This window comes from Pseudomonas sp. Z2-11 (assembly GCF_054161305.1).
In genome coordinates this window covers 5,342,225-5,359,271 of the sequence record NZ_CP096395.1, presented here as the reverse complement: position 1 = coordinate 5,359,271, position 17,047 = coordinate 5,342,225, and the positions used below count along the sequence as shown (strand labels likewise).

Genomic DNA, 17,047 nt, shown 5'->3' with positions numbered 1-17,047 from the left:
TTCCATTGACAAGTGCGAATCGGATATCAGAAAAACAGATCGACGCGGAAATACACCGGACGCTCACGTTTCTCGATAATCCCGGGGCGTTCCAACGAGCGGGCGAAGCTCACGGAAGTGGCCAGGTGCTTGCCCCTGGCATTGAACTCCAGGGCATTGCCGGTGACGCGGCCACGTTCGTCGGGATTCGAGGAGGTGCCCTCGATCACGCCGACGTCGTAGGCAAACGCCACGCCGTATTCCTGTAATACCGGCTGCGAAGGTTGCCAAGTCACGGGCCGGCGCCAGCGTAACTGGTTGCGCCAGTAACCGCCGCTGTCGCCGGTCAGGGTCTGATCTTGCAGGCCACGTACCGAACTGACACCGCCGAGGCTGATTCGTTGCGGGCTGTAGAGTTGATCTTCGCTGCGTTGGCCGGTGGCAAGGCTGTCGAAGCTGAAGCTTTCGCCCCACAGACGGAAAGGCTGCAAGTAGCTCAGCGTCAGGCTGTATTTGTTGTAGCGCGACTGCGGTTCGTCGTGAGCGCTGTCACGCTGGGCATCCAGCGCGCCGATCCCCTGTTGCCATCCGGCGTCCAGGTTGATGAACGCGGTCCCGATGCGCCGGCCATGGTTGAGGCTCAACTGGGTCTCGGTGATGGTCACGCTGGAGGCGTCGATGAAGTTGTCGTCGACGTAGTTGCGCGTGCGCAGTTGGCTGAGGCCGAAGCTGATGCCGGTCTTGCTGACGTTGTCGCGGTGCAATACGCGCTCGGCGCGTACTGCGTGATTCTTGCTGGTGCCGTCATAACCGAATACGTAGCCCTGGGCGTTGCCGCTGGCGCGGTAGAAGCTCTGGCTGTAGGCGTAATTGAACGTCCACCAGCCGTAGGGCACGCTGTAGTAAAGGCTCTGGTTGTCGGAATGGCGCCAGTGATCGCTGACCGCGTCCTGGTTGGCGCGCAGGCTCAATTGGTCGGCCAGGCCCAGCGGGCTGTCCCAGTCCAGGCCCAGGCCCATCTGCTGCTGGCCGGTGCTGCGGTCGCCGTCGTTGTTGCGGGTAGCCGAGACCTGCCAGGGTTTTTCACGTTCGCCCTTGAGGCTGATGCGACTGCCGCCGACTTGCTCGCCCGGAGTCAGCTCCAACTGGGCCTGGCGGGACGGCAGACGGCCCAGTTGATCCACCAGTTGTTCCAGTTCCCGCAGGTTCAGCGGCGCGCCAATCTGGCCGGGAAAGGTCATCGCCAACTCGCGGGGACTGACGATGGCGGAGCTGTCGAAACCTTCGAGCTGCCCCTCGACCACAACGATCTTCAGTACGCCGCCCGAGAGATCCTGCTGCGGCAAGTAGGCGCGCGTGGTAACGAACCCGCGTTCCAGATAGTGGTGGGTCACAGCCTTGAGCAGGGTATTGATCTGCCCGAGCGACAGGCATTGGTTCCGATAAGGCTTGAGCAGTTGATCGCGCATGCCTGCATCGAGGTGGTTCGCGCCTTCAAGCTCGATGGTCTTGATGTCGAAGCAGCGGCTGTCGTCGGGGCTGGCCGGCTCAGGTGCCGGCAAGGTCTTGCCTGGCAGTTGCTGAAGCTCGTCGAGGCGTTTTTGTTGTTCCTGCAGCAATTGCTGCTGGCGGTCACGAATCAGGTCGCGATCCCCAGGACTTTGCAGGGGCGCGGCGTTGGCGAGGGAGGTAAAAATCGCACCAGCAGCAAAAAAGTGCGAAAGACTAAAGCGGGTCATGCCTTCATTCCCTTGAACGGCTAATTGCGGCGGATGCCAGCGGTCGTTTCAGGCGCAAAAGTCCATGCGGCCCGGTTGAAACGGTGGGCATATTAAATCCTAAAACTTCTTGTAATAAAAAAGCCTTGGATAAAGCCGACGAACGGTAGTTGCCATTTCATCTCTCCTGAATGATGGCATAAGGCCTTGATTGCTGTGCGGTCGTGCTCTCATAACCGAGGCAAGCGCCATGAAATTTTGCTGTCGTCCTGCGAATCAAGCCCCGCGCCTGATAACCTGTCGCCGAACCGGCCTGGGCTTTTCCAGTCTTATTTTCAGGCCCCGAACCGCTGTGAGGAATTTCATGAAGTCGCGCATCTGGCGTTTGGCAGGTGTTGGTCTGTTGTGGGCAAGTGTCAGTGCGCAGGGAATGGCGGATGATCAGCAGAACCGTGGCGGCCCAAACGGTAATGGCCCGGGTTATTCAGGCCAGCCCCGGCCGCAAAGCAACGAGATCATTCGTGGCGATAACAGCCGACAGTTCGAGGTCCAGCCGCAATCTCCAGGTGGGCAACACTACGAGCGCCCACCGCAGGACCCCAACGTACACAACCGCCCGCCGCAACAGCAACCCGGCAACAATCTGCCGATCCAGGGCCGGCCCGACAGCGTGACCCAGACCCAGGAGCCGCGACCGGGCTACTACCGCGACATTCCACGGCGCAACGACGGCTATCCGAACGGCGGGCCACGTCCAGGCCACGACAACCGGCCCGATCAGCACTGGCCCGGTCGGCCGGACGGCCATGGCAACGGTTGGGGACAGGGGCCGCAATATCGGCCAGGGTATGTGATCGATCGTTTCCCAGATCGGAATTACCGTGTGCCTTATCGCGGCCAGGATTATTTCTACTCGGGTGGCTACTGGTATCGTCCGCAAGGGCCGCGTTATGTCGTAGTGCAGCCGCCTCGGGGCATTCGTACCCGCTATCTGCCCGATTATGCCCGTGAGGTCTGGATCGGCAGCTCGCTGTTTTTCCTCGCCGCCGGTGCCTATTACATTTATGAAGCCAACACCCGGGACTACGTCGTGGTCGAGGCGCCGGTCGCCAATCCGCAGCCGCAGCCCCAGGGCAACAGCTTCGACGTGGTGGCTTATCCGGCCAACGGCCAGTCGCCCGAGCAGGTCAACCAGGACGGCTACGATTGCTATCGCTGGGCGGTGCAGCAGAGTGGTTTCGACCCGCGCACCTATACCTACCCACCGGCGCCGGAAGTGGTGCAAACCTACCGCCGGGCCCAGGGCGATTGCTTGAGCAGTCGTGGGTATCAGGTGACGTACTGATTACTCGAAATAGAAAAAACAGCTCCCTGTGGCGAGGGAGCTTGCTCCCGCTGGGCTGCGCAGCGGCCCTAAGATCTTGCGGTCGCTGCGCAACCGAGCGGGAGCAAGCTCCCTCGCCACAGGTTGTGTGTTCAAATCTTGAGTATCAAGCGTTGGCGCGCTTCACCACTTCTGACGGATCGGCATGCACCAGCACCTCGGCCTTCGGATAAGCGCGATGGATCGCGTCGGCGGCTTGGTCGCTGATGCCGTGGGCCACTGACAGGGTCAGCTCGCCCGGCAATTCCAGGTGCAACTGCACGAACCAGTGGTTGCCGGAGATTCGTGTGCGCAGGTCATGGGCGCCGACCACGCCGGGCACCGCGCAGGCCAGTTCGAGCATGTGCTGGCTGACGTCCGGCGGCAGCTCTTCATCCATCAGCACGGCGAAGCTTTCCCGGGCAATCTGCACTGCGCTCCAGAGGATGTACGCGGCGATGCCCAGGCCGAACCAGGCATCGAGCTGGTACCAGCCGAACCCTGCCAGGACCAGGGCTACCAGGATGCTGCCGTTGAGCAACAGGTCCGAGCGGTAGTGCAGCGAGTCGGCGCGCACGGCGTTGGAGCCGGTGGCGCGCACGACCCGATGCTGCAACGCCAGCAGCGCCAGGGTCAGTGCCAGAGAAAACACGATCACGCCGACGCTGAGCCAGGGCGCCTCGACCGGCAGCGGCTGCTTGAGTCGTTCGTATGCCTGCAATGCGATCAGCACCGCGCTGCCGCCAATAAAGAGTGCCTGGGCCATGCCGGCCAGTGATTCAGCCTTGCCGTGCCCGTAGCGATGATCGTCATCAGCCGGTCGCAGGGCGTAATGCACCGCCAGCAGATTGAGCAACGAGGTGACGCCGTCCAGCGCCGAGTCGGTCAGGCCGGCAAGCATGCTTACCGAGCCGCTGAGCCACCAGGCCAGCGCCTTGGCAACGATCAGAATGCACGCCACGGCCACCGATGCGCGGGTGGCCAGGCGTAGCAGGCGAGCATGTTCGGCGCTGGTGGTCATGGCGCGGTCTTCCTTGGGCTGCGCCTCTTACGCGGCGGGTACGAGACCGAGCGTGGCCAGTTGTTGCACGTTGCCCTTGTGCTGGATCAGGCGCGGGTCGTCCAGCGGGAAGCTGCGGCCCAGCTCGCGCTCCAGGATGGCTTGCAGCTTCTGATTATTGACCGTGCCGTCGGCGTTGATGGCCGGCTTGAGTTTCTCCGGTTCGATCTGCACGCTTCTGCCCGGCTCGAAATAGATCGCGCCGGTGGCAAAATCCACGGCAAAGGCGATCAGGCCGGGGATGATGTAGAACAGCAGGCCGACGGCGTCGAGCGCGGCGATGGCCGGGTCGATCTTGCCCTCGATCTGGCCGCGACGGTCGGGGTAGAAGATCGAGCCACAGGCGCTGATCTGGGTCAGCAGGCTGGCGACCAGCACGCCGCCGATCACGCGAAATGGAATACGCATAACAATCTCCTGAGCAGGTAAGGGCGTTGCTGGTTGGAGTCCAGACCACGCTAAACAGTTCGCCGTTATACTCGGCCCTCTGTTTTGGAGCCAGCATGATTTCTTTGCCGATTGATGAAGTTTTACCGGCCCTGCGCCAAGCCTTGGCGTCGCGCCACGAAGCGGTGCTCGAAGCGCCCCCCGGTGCTGGTAAGACCACCCGTGTTCCCTTGGCCCTGTTGAACGAGCCGTGGCTGGCCGGGCAGACCATTCTGATGCTCGAACCCCGGCGCCTGGCGGCACGGGCGGCGGCTGAGCGCCTGGCCAGCGAGCTGGGGGAAAAGGTCGGCGAAACCGTGGGCTACCGGATTCGCCTCGACAGCAAGGTCGGGCCGAAAACCCGCATTGAAGTGGTCACCGAAGGCATCCTCACCCGTCGCCTACAGGATGACCCGGCACTGGATGGCGTGGGGCTGTTGATTTTTGATGAATTCCACGAGCGCAGCCTCGATGCCGACCTGGCCCTGGCGTTGAGCCTCAACGGTCGGGAGCTGTTTCGGGACGAGCAGCCGCTGAAGATTCTGTTGATGTCCGCGACCCTGGAAGGCGAACGCCTGGCCGGGTTGCTGGACGATGCGCCGATCCTGCGCAGCGAAGGACGCATGTTCCCGGTGGCGGTGCGCTGGGGCCGGCCATTCCAGCCCGGCGAATTCATCGAACCGCGACTGGTGCAGACCCTTCTCGAAGCGCTGCACGAGGAAACCGGCAGCGTGCTGGTGTTCCTGCCGGGGCAGGCGGAGATTCGCCGCGTTCATCAACAATTGGCCGAAGCCTTGGGCGAGGGCGGCAACGTGTTGCTGTGTCCACTGCATGGCGAGCTGGACCTGGCCGCCCAACGCGCCGCCATCGATCCGGCACCGCCCGGCCAGCGCAAAGTGGTGCTCGCCACCAACATCGCCGAGACCAGCCTGACCATCAACGGTGTGCGGGTGGTGGTCGATGCCGGGCTCGCCCGCGTACCGCGCTTCGACCCGGGCAGTGGCATGACCCGCCTCGACACCCAGCGTATCTCCCGCGCCAGCGCCACCCAACGGGCCGGCCGGGCCGGGCGACTGGAGCCGGGGGTGTGTTACCGGCTGTGGTCCGAAGACCAGCATGAACAGCTGGCGGCCTACGGCAGCGCCGAGATTCTCTCGGCGGACCTGGCCGGGCTGGCCTTGCAGTTGGGCCGCTGGGGCGTGACGCCGCAGCAGTTGACGTGGCTCGACGTCCCGCCGACCGCCGCTTATGCCCAGGCGCGGGATTTATTGCAGCGCCTGGGCGCGCTGGACGGTGGACAACTGACTCGGCACGGCCAGGCCATGGCCGAGCTGCCGGCCCATCCGCGCATCGCGCACTTGCTGCTGCGGGGCCAGGCGCTGGGGCTGGCGGACATGGCCTGCAATGTCGCGGCGCTGTTGGGCGAACGTGACATTCTTCGAGGCGCCGGCGCGGATTTGCACAGTCGCCTGGCGTTACTGTCCGGCGAGGAACGAGCGGCACGCGGCGCTCAGGGCGGTGTGCAGCGGGCGCGGCAATTGGCCCGGCAATATCGTGGCTACTTGCGCGGCAAGGCCGAGGAAGCTGTCGCCGATCCCGAGCATCCGCGTTGGCTCGGCGCGCTGTTGGCGCTGGCCTATCCGGATCGCGTCGCGCAACAGCGGCGACCCGGCGGTGCGGAATATCGCCTGGCGAATGGGCGCGCGGCGCTGTTTGCCGAGGCCGATAGCTTGATGAAGCAACCGTGGTTGGTGATTGCCGAACTGGGCAGTCGCCAAGGCCAGCGGGAAGAACGGATCTATCTGGCGACGGATTTCGATCCGGCGCTGTTCGATTCGGTGCTGGCGGAACAGGTACGTACCGAAGATCAATTGGACTGGGATGAGCGCGAAGGCGTGCTGCGGGCCGAGCGCCAGCGCAAGGTCGGTGAACTGGTGCTCAGCCGCGAGCCATTGACCGGCCTGGATGAATCTGCCCGCAGCCGGGCGCTGGTCAACCTGGTACGCCGCAAGGGGTTGGAGTTGTTGCCGTGGACGCCGGAGCAGCGGCAGTGGCAAGCGCGGGTGGCGCTGCTGCGCCGGCTCGACCTGGATACCAAGGGCGACAGCGAGTGGCCGGATGTCAGCGATGCGGCGTTGCTGCTCAGTCTTGAAGACTGGCTGATGCCGTATCTGGGCCGGGTGTCGCGCCTCAGTCATTTTGCCAACCTGGATCTGTCGAGCATCGTCCGTAACCTGTTGCCCTGGCCTCTGCCGCAAAGGCTGGACGAACTCGCGCCGCAGCACTTGAGCGTGCCTTCCGGTTCATCGATTCGCCTGGATTACAGCGAACACCCACCCATTCTCGCGGTGCGCTTGCAGGAGCTTTTCGGCCTGGCCGACACCCCGCGTATCGCCGGTGGTCGGCAGGTGGTCAAGCTGCACCTGCTATCGCCCGCGCGCCGACCAGTGCAAGTGACCCAGGACCTGGCGAACTTCTGGCGCAGTACTTACGCCGAGGTGAAGAAGGATCTCAAGGGACGGTATCCCAAGCACTACTGGCCGGACGACCCGCTGGTGGCGGAGGCGACGGCGCGGGCCAAGCCGCGTAAGTGAGGCCCAACACAAACCTCCTGTGGGAGCGAGCCTGCTCGCGAAGAGGTCGCACATTCAGCATCTCCGTCGACCGTGACACCGTCTTCGCGAGCAGGCTCGCTCCCACAGGAGTGCGGCGCGGTTGTCTGGATCACGGGGTAGCCGGCAACAGAAACCGCGCGATCACCGGCAAATGATCGGAAATGCGCAACGTATCGTCCTGCCGGACCTGGGCTTCGACCCGTTTGAGGCGGGGGCTGTAGAACAGGTAATCGACGGTCCGGTCGGGACCGTTGAGGCCGGGGTCGTTGGGGTAGTGGGTCAGCCAGTTTGCGCGGTCGATGCCGCTGGCCTCGTTGTTGGTGGGGATCATCGGGTATTTGTCCCACAGCAGGTGCAATTCGCTGTCGGCGGAGTAGGGTGAGCGTTGCTCGGTGGGCAGGCGTCGGTATTGGCCCAGGGGTAACAGGTTGAAGTCTCCCCCGGTCAGCCAGGGAGTGCCGGCGGATTCAAGCTTGTCCAAGGCCTTGGCTATCGCGCTGACTTGCGCGCGCGCAGTGTCGTCCGGCTGGGTGGCCCGCTCCAGATGTGTATTGAGCACCGCCAGTTGGCCGCCGCCGCTCAGGGGCAGGTAACTCACCAGCAAGGCATTTTTCGGCTGGAACTGGCGGGTGATGAAGTTCGCCTCGGCCACCGGCAATTGCACCCGCTCGGCGTGGTCGATGCGATAGCGGCTCAGCGTCGCCAACTGGCGGCCAACGCTGCCGAAGATATGTGGGCTGGGAATGAAGTCGGCTTTCCAGTCAAAAGCGCTGGTGCCGCAGGGATAGAGGTCGGCCAGCCGTTCCTGCAAGAGCTTGAGCTGGTTCTGGTAGTCGCTGGCCTTGGCGCCGTTGTCGAGTTCCTGCAACAGCACCACGTCCGGCTGCTCGTCGCGAATGACCCGTGCCACTTCGTCGAGGCTGAAGGCCATGTCTTCCGGGGTCGGGCTTTCATCGTCGCCCTCGGCCAGGTCGTGCCAGAACACGTAGCGCTTGCCAGCCAGGAACTGGACGTTCCAGGTCATCACCTTCAGGGCTTGGCCGGGCACCAGCGGTGGGGCGTTCGCGGAGCAGCTGACGGGCATCGCTTCCCGGGCCTGTGGGCGCCAGGTCGGGCCATAGATGGAAAAGGCCGCAATGCCGACGAGCAACAACAGGCCCAACAAGACGTATCGCAGCAGACGGGTCATGGCTCGGGTTTTTCTGCAATCAACATGAACATTCGGAACAGCACCACGGTAGTGAACAGTTGCAGGAAACTGTGGACGCTGTCGATCAGCAAACTGATGAAGGGGTTCTGCGGCGGCGGATACACCGAGACGCTGGCGCCCTTGAGCAGCCACAACGGGACCATTACGGCGAGGATGCATAACAGGATTCGCCAGAAATTGCCTCGACTCAGGCGCGCGCTTTCCTTCATGGCCGCCAAAGGCGCCATGCCCCGCAAAACCAACAGGTATTCACCGAAGGCGAGGACGACCATCAGCCACAGCCCCGGCAGGAAGTACAAGGAAATGCCGATCAGGATCAGCAACGTGTTAAGGGCGGTCAGCAAGGCGAAGCGCGGCCACTGGAGGAGGGCTGCCGCGAGCAGGTCACGGGCACGCGGGGCTTCGCCGCGACTGCGAGCATCGAGAAACAGGATCAACGCCGCGGTATACAGCGGGTACACGAGGAGACCGACGATCACGCTGTAGCCGGAGAAACCGTCGGCGCCGATGGCGCTGTCCACCCCTTGTTGCAGGACCGCCTCAAGTATTACCAGCGGCAGGCACAGCTGGGCGATCCGGCCCAGGTTGCGCTTGAAAAAATACAAGGAGTCACGCAGTACTTCTAACGGATTCATGAGTCGGTATCGCAGTTCGAAAAAGCGGTCCGACACTTTAACCGATCAAGCGACCGCACAAGCAAACGTAAACATCAGGTAAAGACCATTGAAAGCTTCCTGCGCAACCCCATTACTGAATCGCACCGGTCTTTGCGACCGGCCTGGTTTTAATCCGGCAATCTGATGAGGTCGCCATGAACAGCGAAGAACAAACCCTGATCGATGGACTGTTTTCCCGGCTGCAACAGGCCGAAAAGGATTCAGCCCCGCGCGACGCCCAGGCAGAGGCGCGGATCAAGGAACACTTGGCCAACCAGCCTGCCGCGGGCTATTTCATGGCCCAGGCGATCCTGGTGCAAGAGGCGGCGATCAAGCGCCTGGACGAGCAGAACAGACAGCTCGCCCAACAGGTCGAGCAATTGCAGGGCGAATTGCAGCAGGCCCGCAGCCAGACTTCGGCGCCAAGCGGCGGCGGTGGTTTCCTTTCGAGTATCTTCGGTGGCAGCAACCGCGATTCACCGCCAGCAAGCGCACCGGCATCCAGCGGTGGCGGCTGGCGCGAACCTGCGCGGCCTTCCTTCAACGCACCGGCCCAGCCAGGCTTTGGCGCTGCGCCCGGCAACTATGCCGCGCCGCAACAGCAGGCCCCAGCGGCGGGCAGCTTTCTCGGTGGCGCCTTGAAAACCGCGGCGGGCGTGGCCGGTGGTGTGATGCTCGCCCAGGGCATCAGTAGCCTGTTCCACAGCAATCAACCCGAGGAGATCGTCGAGGTCCTCAAGGAAGAGCCGGCCCAGCCGGTCAATGACACCGCCAACAACGGTGACAGCGGTTGGGGCGATGATCAGCGCGTGGCCGACAGCAATAGCTACGGCAACGATCAGGGCGGTTTCAGCGACGTCGACTACAGCGACGATTCGTCCTTGTTCGGCGACGACGACTCTTTCGTCTGATCTGCCGTTCGTCCGGGGCGCCCTGGCGCCTCGGGGCGATTATTCGCGGAACGCTCCTCGAGACTGGCATACTGGGTGACTTTTCGGCCCGGGTGGCCTGCGTGCGTGTGCATTCAAGAGGAAACGCGGTGAAAAAAATCGCAGTGTTCGCCGATGTCCAGAACCTCTACTACACCGTGCGCCAAGCCTATGGCTGCCATTTCAACTACGCGGCGCTGTGGGCTGATGTGAGCAAGCAGGGGCAGATCGTCGAGGCCTATGCCTACGCGATCGATCGCGGTGACAGCAAGCAACAGCAGTTCCAGCAGATCCTGCGCAACCTGGGGTTCATCGTGAAACTCAAGCCCTATATCCAGCGCAGCGACGGCTCGGCCAAGGGCGACTGGGACGTGGGCATCACCCTGGACATCATGGACGCCGCCGACCATGTCGACGAGGTGGTCCTGGCCTCCGGTGATGGCGATTTCGACATGTTGCTCGAACGCATCATCAGCAAACACGGCGTGCAGGCTGTGGCCTATGGAGTACCTGGGCTGACCGCCAACTCGCTGATCCGCGCCGCCAGCCGCTACGTGCCGATCGAAGGCGCGTTGCTGCTCAAGAACTGATTTTCAAGGAGCCCCACCGGTTTGGAACGCATCGCAGTCATCGACTTTGAAACCACCGGCATCACCCCGAGCAGCGGTTGCCGGGCCACCGAAATCGCCGTGGTGATCCTTGAGCAAGGCCGGATAGTCGACCGTTACCAGAGCCTGATGAACGCCGGCGTGCGCGTGCCGGCCTTCATTGAGCAACTGACCGGTATCAGCAATGCCATGCTGCGCAGCGCACCGCCAGCGGAAAAGGTCATGAACGAGGTCAACGAGTTCGTCGGCATTACGCCGCTGTTGGCCCACAATGCCGCGTTCGACCAGAAGTTCTGGGACTTCGAACTGGGACGAATCAAGCGCACCCGCTTGCAGAATTTTGCCTGTTCACTGCTGTTGGCCCGACGCCTGATGCCAGCGGCGCCGAACCACAAGCTCGGCACGCTCAACGCTTTCGCCGGCCTGCCCTACACCGGCCAGGCTCACCGGGCCATGGCCGACGCCGAAATGGCCGCCAACCTCACCGCGCACCTGGCCTCGGAGCTGCGGCAAAAGCATGGGTTGCGGGAGCTGTCCCATGATCTGCTGTGCAGCTTGCAGAAGGTGCCGGCAGCGAAGATCAACGAGCATCTCAAGCGCCATCGCGGGTTCTGAACACTGCACAACTCTCCTGTGGGAGCGAGCCTGCTCGCGAAAGCAGTGTGTCAGCCACCACAGATGTTGGCAGGGCGGACGCCTTCGCGAGCAAGCTCGCTCCCACAGGGTTCGATGGCTACTCAGATGATGCGTACAGCACAAGCTCCATTGTGGGAGCGAGCTTGCTCGCGAAGGCGGTGTGTCAGTCGGCATCGATGTTGGCTGGTCTGTAGCTTTCGCGAGCAGGCTCGCTCCCACGGGGTGGATTGTGTTGATGAGTCATTTACTGTGTCTTGAAAAGTGTATGGCTCGGATAAACAGATTTTGTAACTTAATTTCTGTCGATTGCCTTTTTAGAATGACAGGTTTCATCGTCCTGACTTCGAGCTGAACATGCCTGGCCCACGCCGTTTTCCGTTGCCATTGATCGCTGCCTTCTTCGCCTTGTACGTCATCTGGGGATCGACCTACCTGGTGATTCGCATCGGCGTCGAGCATTGGCCGCCCTTGCTGCTGGCCGGGATTCGTTTCGTGATCGCCGGGTCGTTGATGTATGGCTTCCTGCGCTGGCGCGGGGCACCGGCGCCGACCTGGGCGCAGTGGAAGGCCGGGGCGCTGATTGGGGTGTTGCTGCTGACCTTCGGCAATGGTGCGGTGAGTATCGCCGAGCATACAGGCGTAGCTTCGGGCGTGGCGGCGCTGGCCGTGGCGACGGTGCCGTTGTTCACCTTGCTCTGCGGGTATTTCTGGGGTGCACGCAATACCCGTCTCGAGTGGGCGGGGATTGTGTTGGGGTTGATCGGCATTGCCATGCTCAACCTGGGTTCCAACCTGCAGTCGAGCCCGTTGGGGGCGGCTTTGCTGGTGTTCGCCGCCGCCTCGTGGGCCTTCGGTTCGGTGTTGAGTAAACATGTGCAACTACCCGCAGGCGCCATGGCCAGCGCCGTGGAGATGCTGGTGGCCGGCGTGGTGCTGTTGATCGGCAGCTTCGCCAGTGGCGAGCGCCTGGAAAGCATGCCGCCGCTGGAAGGCTGGTTCGCGCTGGTCTATCTGATCGGTTTCGGTTCGATCATCGCCTTCAACGCCTACATGTACTTGCTCAAGCATGTGCGTCCGGCCGCAGCCACCAGCTACGCCTATGTCAACCCGGCGGTGGCGGTGTTGCTGGGGATCGTCTTCGCCGGGGAAACCATCGGTATTGAAGAGGCTTTGGCGATGCTGGTGATTATCAGCGCCGTGGTCCTGATCGGATTGCCGCAGTGGCGCAAGCCCAAGCCCGCACCGGCCGAATCATGATTTAGGGTAAACTGCCGCGCATTGCACACCTTGCGCTGATTTTTCCTACGGTATCTCCATGACTTTCGCCACTCTTGGCCTGATCGAACCCCTGCTGCGCGCCCTCGAGACGCTCGGCTACCAGACGCCGACCCCGGTCCAGGCCCAAGCTATGCCGGCGGTGCTCGCCGGTCGCGACCTGATGGCCGCAGCCCAGACCGGCACCGGCAAGACCGCCGGTTTCGCCGTGCCGCTGTTGCAGTTGTTGACCACCGAAGGACCGAAAGTTGCCGCCAACTCGGTGCGCGCGCTGATTCTGGTGCCGACCCGCGAGCTGGCCGAGCAGGTCCATGAAAGCGTGCGCCAGTACGCGCAGAACCTGCCGCTGAGCACCTACGCCGTGTACGGCGGCGTCAGCATCAACCCGCAAATGATGAAGCTGCGCAAAGGCGTCGACTTGCTGGTGGCCACGCCGGGCCGCTTGCTCGACCTGTTCCGCCAGAACGCGCTGAAGTTCAACCAGTTGCAGACCCTGGTGCTGGACGAGGCCGACCGCATGCTCGACCTGGGCTTCTCCGAAGAACTGGCGAACATCTATAAGGCCCTGCCGAAGAAGCGCCAGACCTTGCTGTTCTCGGCGACCTTCTCCGATGCGATCCGCCTGCTGGCCGGGCAGATGCTCAACGACCCGCTGAGCATCGAAGTGAGCCCGCGCAACGTGGCCGCCAACACCGTCAAGCAATGGGTGGTGACGGTGGACAAGAAGCGCAAGCCGGAACTGTTCATTCACCTGATGCGCAAGCACAAGTGGAAGCAGGTGCTGGTATTCGCCAAGACCCGCAACGGCGTCGATGCACTGGTGGAAAAACTCCAGGGCCTGGGCGTCAACGCCGATGGCATCCACGGCGACAAACCCCAGGCGACCCGCCAGCGTGCGCTGGATCGTTTCAAGGCCAGCGAAGTGCAGATCCTGGTGGCCACCGACGTCGCGGCCCGTGGCTTGGACATCGAGGACTTGCCGCTGGTGGTGAACTTCGATTTGCCGATCGTCGCCGAGGACTACATCCACCGTATCGGTCGTACGGGCCGTGCGGGTGCCACCGGGCAGGCGATTTCCCTGGTCTGCGCCGATGAAGTGAATCTGCTGTCGGCCATCGAAACCCTGACCCGCCAGGCATTGCCCCGACAGATGGAACAGGATTTCGAACCTGAGCATCGCGTGCCGGAAACCGATGCCAGCGGCCAGGTGATCAAGAAACCGAAAAAACCAAAAAAGCCGAAAGCTTCCGGCGGTGGCGGCAAGCGCAACCTTGGCAAGTGGGTGGACAGTGGCGACTCGGGGCCGGTGGAGCCTTCGGTGAAACCTGTGCGAAAAGTGCCGGTGTTCAATACCGGACCGCGCAAGCGTAAGCCTTGACGGCAGCCGCAAGTTCCAAGCTGCGAGCGGCAAGTTGGATGTGTATGGTCTGCAGCTTGCAGCTTGCAGCTTATAGCTCGCGGCTGTTTCGAAGAAACTCCACCATCCCCAACCCCGCCGCACGGCCGCTGGCAAAGCATGCCGTAAGCAAGTACCCGCCGGTCGGCGCTTCCCAATCGAGCATCTCTCCCGCACAGAAAACGCCGGGCACTTGCTTGAGCATCAGTCGCTCATCGAGTGCCTCGAAGGTCACGCCGCCGGCACTGCTGATGGCTTCGTCCAGCGGACGGGTTTTCACCAGCGTGACCGGCAACGCCTTGATCGCCTGGGCCAGCCGCGCCATGTCGGCAAAACAATCGGCTGAAGTCAGTTCCCGTAACAACGCTGCCTTCACCCCGTCGAGCCCCAACTGGCTGTGCAGATGCTTGGCCATCGAGCGAGAACCGCGCGGCTTGCTTAATGCCAGGAGAATCTTGTCCGCAGGCCGGCCCGGCAGCAGGTCCAGATGAATGGTCTCGCTGCCGTGTTGGTTGATAGCCTCACGAATCCGCGCCGATAGCGCATAGATCAGGCTGCCCTCGATGCCGGTGGCGGTGATGACGCATTCGCCGAGGCGTGGCACGTCATCGTCGAGGCCGATGGCAATGTTCTTCAGTGGGGTGCCGGCAAATTTGGCGATCAGCAGATCGCTCCAGCCCGGCACATCGAACCCGCAGTTGCTTGGCTGCAAGGGCGCGAGGGCCACGCCGCGCTGTTCCAGCGGCAACATCCAGGCACCGTCGGAGCCCAGGCGTGACCAACTGCCGCCTCCCAGCGCCAATAAGGTCGCGTCGGGCTGTAGGGCCTTTTCCCCGTCCGGGCTGGCAATGCGCAGGCTGCCGTCGGCATTCCAGCCAAGCCAGCGGTGGCGCGTATGAATCACCACGCCGGCGTCGCGCAGGCGCTTGAGCCAGGCGCGCAGCAGCGGGGCGGCCTTCATATCGGTAGGAAATACCCGCCCGGAGCTGCCGACAAAGGTGTCGATGCCCAGGCCGTGAATCCATTCGCACAACTCATCGGCGCCGAATGCCCGCAGCAGCGGGGCGATATTCGGCGTGCGTTCGCCGTAGCGGGAGAGGAACGCCGGGAAAGCTTCCGAGTGAGTGATGTTCATGCCGCCGACACCGGCCAGCAGAAATTTCCTGCCCACCGATGGCATGCCGTCGTACAGGTCGACCTGGAGGCCGGCCTGGCTCAACACCTCGGCCGCCATGAGGCCGGCGGGGCCGCCGCCGATGATGGCGATGTTTGGGGTGGAAGACTTGGTGGTCGAGGTCATGATCGGGCTGTGGGGACAGGAGTAGGCGGGGCATTCTACCAGCTCGAATCCCTGTGGGAGCGAGCCTGCTCGCGAATGCGGTGTGTCAGTTACATGACTATCAACTGGCGCACCGTATTCGCGAGCGGGCTCGCTCCCACAGGGGGGATACAGGATGCGTGGAAAGTCTGGTTAAAAAACAGCCAAGCTCTTGCGAGCTATAGACGGCATAGGTTGCAGGCCCTTTCGCTCAGGTTATCCACAGGCCGCTCCACAGGCATTGTGGGTAACGCACCCAGACTTCAATGACAACCTGATGACGTCCAGACCTTCTGTGCGCTGTGGTGCAGGATTCCGTGCCTGCGGGCCAGGGCCTTGCGATCCTTGCTATAGCCGCCGCCGATCACGCCGACTACCGGAATGTCCCGGCCCAGGCAATGGCGCATGACGCTCTCGTCCCGGGCGGCGAGGCCTTCGTCGGTCAGCTTCAGGTAACCGAGGGCATCGTCCTTGTGCACATCGACGCCAGCGTCATAGAGCACCAGATCCGGCTGATAGAGCGGCAGCAGGTAATTGAGCGCGTCATCGACGACTTTCAGGTAGGCGGCGTCCTCCATGCCCATCGGCAGGGGAATATCCCAGTCGCTTTGCGCCTTGCGTGCAGGAAAATTCTTTTCGCAGTGCAAGGAAACTGTCACGGCGTCGGGAGTGTCATGGAGTATTCGAGCCGTACCGTCGCCCTGGTGCACGTCGCAGTCGAAAATCAGCACTCGCGAGACCTGACCGCTGGCGAGGAAATAGCGGCTGATCACCGCCAGGTCATTGAAGATGCAAAATCCGGCCGGGTGGTCGTAGTGGGCGTGATGGGTACCGCCGGCCAGGTGACAGGCCAGTCCGTACTCGAGGGCCTGCTCGGCGGCCAGCAGTGATCCGCCGACGGCGCGTACCGTTCGGCGAGCCAAGGCTTCGCTCCAGGGCAGGCCGAGGCGCCGTTGGTCTTCGCGGGACAACTCGCCGCCCATGTAGCGTTCGATATAGGCGCGATCGTGGGCCAAGGCGAGGATGTCCGGCGGGCATAGGGCCGGACGCAGCAGGTCCGCGTCCCGGGCCAGGCCGCTGTCCACCAGGTGATCGCGCAGCAGGCGGAACTTGTCCATGGGGAAACGGTGCTCCGCAGGGAATTCGGGGCTGTAGTCTTCGTGGTAGATCAGCGGTAGCGGCATGGTGTTTTCAGTGGCGGGTGAGTGACGGATCCTACCAGCGATGTAGACTCTGGGCATGGAAAGGGAGTGAAGATGGAGCCGATACTGGAAGTGGAAAGCGCACGGCTGATTCTGCGGCAGTGGCGCGATGAAGATCTGCCGGCGTTTGCGGCGATGTCTGCCGATCCGCAAGTGATGCGTTATTTTCCGGCCCCCCTGAGTCGCCTGGAAAGCGCTGCGTTGATCGGCCGGGTGCGCGGGCATTTTGCCGAGCATGGTTTTGGTTTGTGGGCATTGGAGCGCAAGGACACCGGTGCCTTCATCGGTTTTACCGGGCTGGGCGTGGTCGGGTTCGATGCGCATTTCACCCCGGCGGTGGAAATCGGCTGGCGCCTGGCGCGCGAACACTGGGGGCTGGGGTATGCCAGCGAAGCCGCATGGACCGCGTTGCGTTGTGCCTTCGACCGCCTGGGCCTGGATGAAGTGGTGGCGTTTACCGCTGTGGATAACTTGCCTTCGCAGAAGGTCATGCAGGCCATCGGCATGCAGCACGATCCGGACGATGATTTCGAACACCCAAAGCTCGCGGTCGGTCATCCATTGCGTCACCATGTGCTCTATCGCATCAATCGTGAGCAATGGTTGCAGACCCTTCACGGTTAACCGACACGGACGTTTACAATGCCCGCCAAAAT

Annotated in this window: 15 protein-coding genes; 8 read left to right on the top strand and 7 right to left on the bottom strand. The window is 62.8% G+C overall.

The annotated features are described in order from the left end of the window. Window positions 1-26 precede the first annotated feature (26 nt). On the bottom strand, window positions 27-1,718 hold the full coding sequence (locus M1E16_RS23850) for a ShlB/FhaC/HecB family hemolysin secretion/activation protein (protein ID WP_458128543.1): 1,692 nt from the start codon (window positions 1,716-1,718) through the stop codon (window positions 27-29). A gap of 343 nt (window positions 1,719-2,061) precedes the next feature. Between M1E16_RS23850 and M1E16_RS23845 the strand changes: the two genes are divergently transcribed. Next, window positions 2,062-3,042 carry a DUF6515 family protein gene (locus M1E16_RS23845; protein ID WP_434571643.1) on the top strand — a complete coding sequence of 327 codons (981 nt, stop codon included), beginning with the start codon at window positions 2,062-2,064 and terminating at the stop codon, window positions 3,040-3,042. A gap of 145 nt (window positions 3,043-3,187) precedes the next feature. Here the strand turns inward: M1E16_RS23845 and M1E16_RS23840 are convergent, their stop codons facing one another. Then, entirely contained in the window at window positions 3,188-4,081 is an 894-nt protein-coding gene (locus M1E16_RS23840) for a cation diffusion facilitator family transporter (protein ID WP_458128542.1), read from the bottom strand. Window positions 4,082-4,108: 27 nt separating this feature from the next. Then, entirely contained in the window at window positions 4,109-4,528 is a 420-nt protein-coding gene (locus M1E16_RS23835) for a polyribonucleotide nucleotidyltransferase (protein ID WP_434571645.1), read from the bottom strand. Between the two features lie 95 nt (window positions 4,529-4,623). Here M1E16_RS23835 and hrpB point away from each other — a divergent pair, with 95 nt between their 5' ends. After that, the gene (hrpB, locus tag M1E16_RS23830; RefSeq protein ID WP_458128541.1) at window positions 4,624-7,140 is read left to right on the top strand and encodes an ATP-dependent helicase HrpB; all 2,517 of its coding nucleotides are present in this window, start codon (window positions 4,624-4,626) and stop codon (window positions 7,138-7,140) included. 130 nt (window positions 7,141-7,270) lie between these two features. Here hrpB and M1E16_RS23825 read toward each other — a convergent pair whose 3' ends face one another. Then, window positions 7,271-8,350, bottom strand: a complete 1,080-nt coding sequence (locus M1E16_RS23825) for an endonuclease/exonuclease/phosphatase family protein (protein WP_458128540.1) — start codon at window positions 8,348-8,350, stop codon at window positions 7,271-7,273. Next, the gene (locus M1E16_RS23820; protein ID WP_434571649.1) at window positions 8,347-9,006 is read right to left on the bottom strand and encodes a YciC family protein; all 660 of its coding nucleotides are present in this window, start codon (window positions 9,004-9,006) and stop codon (window positions 8,347-8,349) included. Before M1E16_RS23820 ends, M1E16_RS23825 begins: the two co-directional genes overlap by 4 nt. Window positions 9,007-9,182: 176 nt before the next feature. Here M1E16_RS23820 and M1E16_RS23815 point away from each other — a divergent pair, with 176 nt between their 5' ends. The 5 genes from M1E16_RS23815 (at window position 9,183) to M1E16_RS23795 (ending at window position 13,853) form a co-directional block, all read left to right on the top strand. Next, on the top strand, window positions 9,183-9,938 hold the full coding sequence (locus tag M1E16_RS23815) for a DUF2076 domain-containing protein (RefSeq protein ID WP_458128539.1): 756 nt from the start codon (window positions 9,183-9,185) through the stop codon (window positions 9,936-9,938). Between the two features lie 128 nt (window positions 9,939-10,066). Next, window positions 10,067-10,546, top strand: coding sequence for a LabA-like NYN domain-containing protein (locus tag M1E16_RS23810; protein WP_008012653.1), 480 nt, complete (start codon window positions 10,067-10,069; stop codon window positions 10,544-10,546). 21 nt (window positions 10,547-10,567) lie between these two features. Continuing rightward, the gene (locus tag M1E16_RS23805; protein ID WP_458128538.1) at window positions 10,568-11,179 is read left to right on the top strand and encodes a 3'-5' exonuclease; all 612 of its coding nucleotides are present in this window, start codon (window positions 10,568-10,570) and stop codon (window positions 11,177-11,179) included. A 375-nt stretch (window positions 11,180-11,554) separates the two neighbouring features. Next, entirely contained in the window at window positions 11,555-12,457 is a 903-nt protein-coding gene (yedA, locus tag M1E16_RS23800; protein WP_458128537.1) for a drug/metabolite exporter YedA, read from the top strand. A 58-nt stretch (window positions 12,458-12,515) separates the two neighbouring features. Next, window positions 12,516-13,853, top strand: a complete 1,338-nt coding sequence (locus M1E16_RS23795; RefSeq protein WP_458128536.1) for a DEAD/DEAH box helicase — start codon at window positions 12,516-12,518, stop codon at window positions 13,851-13,853. A 70-nt stretch (window positions 13,854-13,923) separates the two neighbouring features. Here the strand turns inward: M1E16_RS23795 and M1E16_RS23790 are convergent, their stop codons facing one another. Further along, window positions 13,924-15,171 carry a TIGR03862 family flavoprotein gene (locus M1E16_RS23790; protein ID WP_458128535.1) on the bottom strand — a complete coding sequence of 416 codons (1,248 nt, stop codon included), beginning with the start codon at window positions 15,169-15,171 and terminating at the stop codon, window positions 13,924-13,926. A gap of 281 nt (window positions 15,172-15,452) precedes the next feature. Next, window positions 15,453-16,373, bottom strand: a complete 921-nt coding sequence (locus M1E16_RS23785; RefSeq protein ID WP_458128534.1) for a histone deacetylase family protein — start codon at window positions 16,371-16,373, stop codon at window positions 15,453-15,455. Window positions 16,374-16,445: 72 nt separating this feature from the next. Between M1E16_RS23785 and M1E16_RS23780 the strand changes: the two genes are divergently transcribed. Next, window positions 16,446-17,015: a GNAT family N-acetyltransferase gene (locus M1E16_RS23780; protein ID WP_434571658.1), complete on the top strand. Its 570-nt coding sequence runs from the start codon at window positions 16,446-16,448 to the stop codon at window positions 17,013-17,015. The last annotated feature ends 32 nt before the right edge of the window (window positions 17,016-17,047 follow it).

Bases quoted from the DNA above. Each gene is read 5' to 3' on its own strand.
- M1E16_RS23820 (WP_434571649.1), bottom strand. From the start codon at position 9,006: ATGAATCCGTTAGAAGTACTGCGTGACTCCTTGTATTTTTTCAAGCGC.
- M1E16_RS23835 (WP_434571645.1), bottom strand. From the start codon at position 4,528: ATGCGTATTCCATTTCGCGTGATCGGCGGCGTGCTGGTCGCCAGCCTG.
- M1E16_RS23825 (WP_458128540.1), bottom strand. From the start codon at position 8,350: ATGACCCGTCTGCTGCGATACGTCTTGTTGGGCCTGTTGTTGCTCGTC.
- hrpB (WP_458128541.1), top strand. From the start codon at position 4,624: ATGATTTCTTTGCCGATTGATGAAGTTTTACCGGCCCTGCGCCAAGCC.
- M1E16_RS23780 (WP_434571658.1), top strand. From the start codon at position 16,446: ATGGAGCCGATACTGGAAGTGGAAAGCGCACGGCTGATTCTGCGGCAG.
- M1E16_RS23815 (WP_458128539.1), top strand. From the start codon at position 9,183: ATGAACAGCGAAGAACAAACCCTGATCGATGGACTGTTTTCCCGGCTG.
- M1E16_RS23795 (WP_458128536.1), top strand. From the start codon at position 12,516: ATGACTTTCGCCACTCTTGGCCTGATCGAACCCCTGCTGCGCGCCCTC.
- M1E16_RS23790 (WP_458128535.1), bottom strand. From the start codon at position 15,171: ATGACCTCGACCACCAAGTCTTCCACCCCAAACATCGCCATCATCGGC.
- M1E16_RS23845 (WP_434571643.1), top strand. From the start codon at position 2,062: ATGAAGTCGCGCATCTGGCGTTTGGCAGGTGTTGGTCTGTTGTGGGCA.
- yedA (WP_458128537.1), top strand. From the start codon at position 11,555: ATGCCTGGCCCACGCCGTTTTCCGTTGCCATTGATCGCTGCCTTCTTC.
- M1E16_RS23785 (WP_458128534.1), bottom strand. From the start codon at position 16,373: ATGCCGCTACCGCTGATCTACCACGAAGACTACAGCCCCGAATTCCCT.
- M1E16_RS23850 (WP_458128543.1), bottom strand. From the start codon at position 1,718: ATGACCCGCTTTAGTCTTTCGCACTTTTTTGCTGCTGGTGCGATTTTT.
- M1E16_RS23840 (WP_458128542.1), bottom strand. From the start codon at position 4,081: ATGACCACCAGCGCCGAACATGCTCGCCTGCTACGCCTGGCCACCCGC.